At 73.1% G+C, this 5,758-nt stretch carries 6 protein-coding genes and 1 pseudogene; 2 read left to right on the forward strand and 5 right to left on the reverse strand.

Annotated elements, in window-relative coordinates; genetic code table 11:
• From ACJ73U_RS09880 to dapE, 5 genes and pseudogenes are all read right to left on the reverse strand, one after another.
• Nucleotides 1-211: pseudogene (locus ACJ73U_RS09880) on the reverse strand (glucosyl-3-phosphoglycerate synthase); the annotation flags it as partial.
• On the reverse strand, nucleotides 211-1,026 hold the full coding sequence (gene folP / locus ACJ73U_RS09885; RefSeq protein WP_407777257.1) for a dihydropteroate synthase: 816 nt from the start codon (nucleotides 1,024-1,026) through the stop codon (nucleotides 211-213). The pseudogene ACJ73U_RS09880 and the gene folP, both read right to left, overlap by 1 nt.
• A gap of 136 nt (nucleotides 1,027-1,162) precedes the next feature.
• Nucleotides 1,163-1,933, reverse strand: a complete 771-nt coding sequence (locus ACJ73U_RS09890; RefSeq protein ID WP_407777252.1) for a TIGR00730 family Rossman fold protein — start codon at nucleotides 1,931-1,933, stop codon at nucleotides 1,163-1,165.
• Nucleotides 1,934-2,084: 151 nt separating this feature from the next.
• Nucleotides 2,085-2,996: an NADP-dependent oxidoreductase gene (locus tag ACJ73U_RS09895; protein WP_407777253.1), complete on the reverse strand. Its 912-nt coding sequence runs from the start codon at nucleotides 2,994-2,996 to the stop codon at nucleotides 2,085-2,087.
• The gene (dapE, locus tag ACJ73U_RS09900) at nucleotides 2,996-4,060 is read right to left on the reverse strand and encodes a succinyl-diaminopimelate desuccinylase (RefSeq protein ID WP_407777254.1); all 1,065 of its coding nucleotides are present in this window, start codon (nucleotides 4,058-4,060) and stop codon (nucleotides 2,996-2,998) included. Before dapE ends, ACJ73U_RS09895 begins: the two co-directional genes overlap by 1 nt.
• A 23-nt stretch (nucleotides 4,061-4,083) precedes the next feature.
• On the opposite strand from dapE, the gene dapD reads away from it, so the two are divergent.
• Nucleotides 4,084-5,055, forward strand: coding sequence for a 2,3,4,5-tetrahydropyridine-2,6-dicarboxylate N-succinyltransferase (gene dapD / locus ACJ73U_RS09905; protein WP_407777255.1), 972 nt, complete (start codon nucleotides 4,084-4,086; stop codon nucleotides 5,053-5,055).
• A gap of 9 nt (nucleotides 5,056-5,064) precedes the next feature.
• On the forward strand, nucleotides 5,065-5,758 hold a 694-nt coding region (locus tag ACJ73U_RS09910), incomplete at its 3' end, for a CHAD domain-containing protein (RefSeq protein ID WP_407777256.1).

Raw genomic sequence — 5,758 nt, forward strand, 5'->3', positions numbered from 1 at the left:
AGCCGGAGTCGAGGACGACCAGCTCGTCGACGAGGGTGCCGACCAGTGGCCGCACCGACGCGATGACGTCAGCGACCGTGGCCTCCTCGTCCAGTGCCGGCAACACGACGCTGACCGTGCGGGAACCCTTGGCCCGCACCAGCTCCTCCACCGTCCACGATGGACTCTGCCAGGTCCGCTCCGCGAACCACGTGCGCGCGTCCGCCTGCATCACGCCAACGCCCGCAGGCATCGGGCTGGCGGGCGGGTGCCCCGGATACTCGCCACCATCTCGACCACCTTCCTGGTTCTGGCCACCTCGTGCGCGCGGAACACCCGCGCGCCTGCCACCGCCGCGACCGACGTCGCGGCGAGGGTGCCGTCCACCCGGTCGGCCACCGCCGCGCCGAGTGTCTCGCCGATGAAGTCCTTGTTGGACAACGCCATCAGCACCGGCCAACCGGTGCTCACGAGCTCGTCGAGCCGCCGCAGCAGTTCGAGACCGTGCCAGGTGTTCTTGCCGAAGTCGTGCGTCGGGTCGATCAGGACGCCCTCCGCCGGCACGCCGAGCGCCACCAGGCGTTCCGCCCGGTCGACCAGCTCGGCGACGACCTCGGCCACCACGTCCAGGTAGCGGACGCGGTGCGGATCGGTCCGGGGCGCGGCGCCCCCGGTGTGCGAGCAGACCATGCCGGCGCCGAACTCGGCGGCGACCTCGGCCAGGCGTGGGTCCGCGCCGGCCCAGGTGTCGTTGATGAGGTCCGCGCCGGCGCGGCACGCCTCGCGGCCCACCTCGTGCCGCCAGGTGTCCACGCTGATCACGAGATCCGGGTGCCGTTCCCGGACGTTCGCGACGAACGGGACGACACGCCGGATCTCCTCGTCCGTGTCCACCCGCTCGCCGTGCGCGCCGGCACGGACGCCGCCGATGTCCACTATGTCGGCTCCCTCCGCGACCGCGCGGTCCACCGCGGCGAGCGCCTCGCGGTCCCCGAAGGTCGCGCCGCGGTCGTAGAAGGAGTCCCTGGTGCGGTTGACGATCGCCATCACCAGTGCGCGGTCCTGGGCGACCGCGCGGCTGCCGAAGCGGAGTGTGCTCACCGGCCCAGCGTGCCACGGCCCCGGTGGGAAAACGCACCGTGATACACCCCGGTCACAATTGGTGACGTCGAGGAAACCTTGGCTAGTGGGTTTCCTCCCAGGCCTGGTACGCCTCCTCGACCACGCGGACCGCGTCGTCGATGTCGTCCGTGAGGTGCAGGAGCGCGAGGTCCCGGTCGCCGATCTTGCCCTCCGAGTGCACGCTGCTCCGCAGCCACTGGTACAGACCGTCCCAATAGGAACGTCCGAACAGGACCACCGGGAACTTCGTGACCTTCTTCGTCTGCACCAGGGTGAGCGCCTCGAACAGCTCGTCGAGCGTGCCGAACCCGCCGGGCAGGCAGATGAACGCCTGCGCGTACTTGATGAACATCGTCTTGCGCGTGAAGAAGTAGCGGAAGTTGACGCCGAGGTCGACCCACGGGTTGATGCCCTGCTCGAACGGCAGCTCGATGCCGAGGCCGATCGAGAGCCCGCCGGCCTCGGAGCACCCGCGGTTCACGGCCTCCATCGAGCCCGGACCGCCGCCGGTGATGGCCGCGTAGCCCGCACGGGCGAGCGCGGCGCCGATCTCGATGCCGAGCTTGTACTCCGGGTGGTCGCGCGGCGTGCGGGCGGAGCCGAACACGGTGACCGCGCGGGGCACCTCGGCCAGCGCCCCGAACCCCTCGACGAACTCGGCCTGGATGCGCAGCACGCGCCACGGGTCGGTGTGCACCCAGTCGGCGTGGCCGCGGGAGTCGAGCAGTCGCTGGTCGGTGGTGGACGCCTCCACCCGGCGTGACCTACGCAGCACGACTGGTCCACGCTGCTTCTCGGCCGGGTGTTCGTTGTCCTCCTTGTGGATCGTCATTTATCCGAGTTTATGCGGTCGCCCTGCCTGGGCTGCTCGGGACGCGGTCGGTCGTGCGCTCGTCGTCGAACAGCCGCGCCCTGCCCCCACGGTCAGCGCGCGGCCGGGGCTCGTGGTTCCGGGGGGCGCCGCAGGGTATGCGGGTAGCGCATCACCTGGAACCGTCGACCACCAGCACGAGTTTTCCGCGCACGTGACCCTCCTCGCCGGCGCGGTGCGCCGCCGCGACCTCCGTGAGCGGGAAGGTCCGCGCGACCGGGAGCGAGAAGCGCCCGGACTCGACCAGCTCGCCGACCTCGGCGATGGCGTGGACCGCGCGGCCGCCGTCCCCGCTGCTGAACCGCACCCCGTGCGTCCGCGCGCCAGCGAAGTCGGCGATCGTCACGACGTGCTCCGGCGCACCCGCCAGCTCGATCAGCTCGGGCAGGACACCGCTCCCGGCGACGTCCAGCGCCACGTCGACGCCGTCGAAGGCGAGGGCGCGAACCCGGTCGGCGAGGCCGTCGCCGTAGGCGACGGGCTCGGCGCCCAGCGAGCGCAGGTAGGCGTGGTTCGCCGGGCTGGCGGTGCCGATCACGCGGGCGCCGCGCACCACGGCGAGCTGGACCGCGGCGGCACCGACGCTGCCGGAGGCGCCGTTGACGAGCAGCGTGCCGCCGCGCCCGACGCCGAGCTGGTCGAGCGCACGCGTGGCGGTCTCGACGGCGGCCGGCAGCGCGGCGGCGCCGGCGAAGTCGAGGGACGGCGGGATCGGCGCGTAGTGGGACAGCACCGCCAGTTCGGCCTGCGCCGCCCCCTCAACCGAGAAACCGAACACGCGCTCGCCGAGGGCCACGTCCGTGACGCCCTCGCCCAGCTCGTCGACGACACCCGCCGCCTCGTAGCCCATGAACTGCGGCAGCCCCTCGTCCATCAGGCCGGCCCGCTTCTTCCAGTCGCTCGGGTTGACGCCGGCCGCGCGCACCGCGATCCGGACCTGGCCGGGACCCGGATGCGGCGCGGGGACGTCCACGACCTCGAGGACCTCCGGGCCCCCGAACCGGCTGAAGCGAACCGCCTTCATCAGCTGAGGAACTCCTTCAGGACCGCCGCGCAGCGGGTGATGTCCGCCACCGGGACGTTCTCCTGCTGGGTGTGGGCCAGCGTGGGGTCGCCCGGACCGAAGTTCACGGCCGGCATGCCCAGGGCGGCGAAGCGGGCCACGTCGGTCCAGCCCAGCTTGGCCACCGGGGTGCCGCCGGCCGCCGCCACCAGCTCGGCCGCGGCCGGGGCGCTCAGGCCGGGGAGCGCGCCCGCCGCCAGGTCCGTGACCGTCACGTCGTAGCCCGCGAACACCTCGCGCAGATGCGCCTCGGCGGCCGCGGGGGTGCGGTCCGGGGCGAAGCGGTGGTTGACCGTCAGCACCGCGCTGTCCGGGACCACGTTGCCGCTCACCCCGCCCTCGATCCGCACCGCCTGCAGGCCCTCGCGGTACCGGCAGCCGTCGATGTCCACCTGGCGGGGTTCGTAGGCGACCAGCACGGCCAGCGCGTCGCCCAGGGCGTGGATCGCGTTCGAACCCATCCACCCGCGGGCCGTGTGCGCGCGGCGGCCCGACGTGCGGACCTCGATCCGCATCGTGCCCTGGCAACCAGCCTCGACCACCGCGTTCGACGGTTCGCACACGATCGCCAGGTCGCCGTGCAGCCACTCCGGCAGCTCGCGTTCGATCCGGCCCAGGCCGTTGCGGTCGGCCTCGATCTCCTCGCAGTCGTAGAACACGAAGGTCACGTCGTGGCGCGGTGCCGGCAGCGTCGCCGCCAGGTGCAGCATGACCGCGTCGCCGCTCTTCATGTCGACCGTGCCGAGGCCGTGGAGGACGCCCTCGGTCCGGCGCAGCGGCAGGTTGTCGTTCACCGGGACCGTGTCCAGGTGACCGGCCAGGACCACCCGGGAGCCGCGGCCCAGCGAGGTGCGCGCCAGCACCGCGTTGCCCGAGCGCGTCACCGAGAGGTGGGGCGCCTGCGCGCGGAGCGCGTCCTCGACGGCGGACGCCAGCACCGCCTCCTCACCCGACACGCTCGGGATGTCCACCAGGGCAGCCGTCAGCTCGACGGGGTCACCGGCAAGGTCCAGGTCGATGGTCACGCACAGGAAGCTACCGTTGCCTCGTGACTAGTGCAGACACCACCGGTGCGTCCGGCGTCGGGCTCGCGACCATCACCGACGACGGCACCGTTCTCGACACCTGGTTCCCGCACCCCGCGCTCGACGACAACGCCGTGCCGGGCACGCAGCGGCTGTCCGAGCTGGCGGCCCGCGACGAACTCGGCCCGGAGGTGTCCGCGCTGCTCGGCCCGGACGACGACCGCGGGGTTGAGGTCGTCGCCGTGCGGACCGGCACCACCGACCTCGCCGAGCCGCCACGCGACGCCTACGACGTCTACCTGCGGCTGCACCTGCTCTCGCACCGCCTGGTCCAGCCGCACGGCGCCAACCTGGACGGCATCTTCGGCCTGCTCGCCAACGTCGTGTGGACCAACCACGGGCCGTGCCGCGTCGAGGGCTTCGCCACCACCCAGCTGCGGCTGCGGGCCCGCGGACCGCTCACCGTCTACGGCGTCGACAAGTTCCCGCGCATGGTCGACTACGTGGTCCCGGCGGGTGTGCGCATCGGCGACGCGGACCGGGTGCGGCTCGGCGCGCACCTCGCGGCCGGCACGACCGTCATGCACGAGGGCTTCGTGAACTACAACGCCGGCACGCTCGGCGCGTCGATGGTCGAGGGCCGCATCTCCGCGGGCGTGGTCGTGGGCGACGGGACGGACGTGGGCGGCGGCGCGTCGATCATGGGCACGCTCTCCGGCGGCGGCAAGGAGACGATCTCGCTCGGCCAGGGCTGCCTCATCGGCGCCAACGCCGGCATCGGCATCACGCTCGGGGACAACTGCGTGGTCGAGGCCGGCCTGTACGTGACGGCCGGCACAAAGGTCACCCTCCCCGACGGCCGTCTGGTCAAGGCACGCGAACTGTCCGGACAGGACAACCTGCTGTTCCGCCGCAACTCCGCGTCCGGCGCGGTCGAGGTGGTCGAGCGCGCCGGAGTCGGCATCGAGTTGAACGCAGCCTTGCACGCGAACTAGCGTCGGTGGATGACCACCGTCGAGACGCCCCCGCGAGCCTGGCTCGCCGAACAGCTTGACGAGTTGCACGTCCACGGTGCGGTGGCGCTGGCGGGCGCCGACCCGGAGGGCGTGCACCAGCTGCGGGTGGCGGCGCGGCGGATCCGCGCGGTGCTCAAGGCCGCGCGCCTCGACGACGGCGGTGCGCTGATGGCCGAGCTGCGCTGGTTCTTCGGCGAGCTCGGCCCGCTGCGTGACCTGGATGTGCTGCTCGACCGCTTCCGCGGCGACACCGGGGGCTTCTCGCCCGGGGAGATGGTGGCGTTCGAGCGGCTGCTCGAAGGACTGCGTGCCGAACGCGGGGTGGCGCGCCGGCGGGCGACCCGGGTCCTGCGTGGCAAGCGCTACCGGCGGCTGCTGGGGACGCTGGCGTCCACCGAGGTCGGCCCCCGGGCCGAGGGCGGCTCGTTGGCGGAGATCGTGAAGCCCTTCCGCAGACTGCGCACGGCGGTCGCCGCGGCGGGGCCGGCCCCGGCCGACGAGGTGCTGCACGACCTGCGGATCCGCGGCAAGAAGCTCCGGTACGCGGCGGAGCTGGCGGTTCCCGCGGGCGGCAGGCCCGTGCGCAGGCTGGCGAAGGCGACCAAGCGGCTGCAGGACGTCCTCGGTGAGCACCAGGACGCGTGCGTGGCGGAGCAGCGGGTCCGCGCCCTGGTCGGCGCGG

Origin of the sequence: Actinophytocola sp. (assembly GCF_045807065.1) — a bacterium.
Taxonomy (GTDB): Bacteria; Actinomycetota; Actinomycetes; order Mycobacteriales; family Pseudonocardiaceae; genus Actinophytocola.

Bases quoted from the DNA above. Each gene is read 5' to 3' on its own strand.
- ACJ73U_RS09895 (WP_407777253.1), bottom strand. From the start codon at position 2,996: ATGAAGGCGGTTCGCTTCAGCCGGTTCGGGGGCCCGGAGGTCCTCGAG.
- ACJ73U_RS09890 (WP_407777252.1), bottom strand. From the start codon at position 1,933: ATGACGATCCACAAGGAGGACAACGAACACCCGGCCGAGAAGCAGCGT.
- folP (WP_407777257.1), bottom strand. From the start codon at position 1,026: ATGGCGATCGTCAACCGCACCAGGGACTCCTTCTACGACCGCGGCGCG.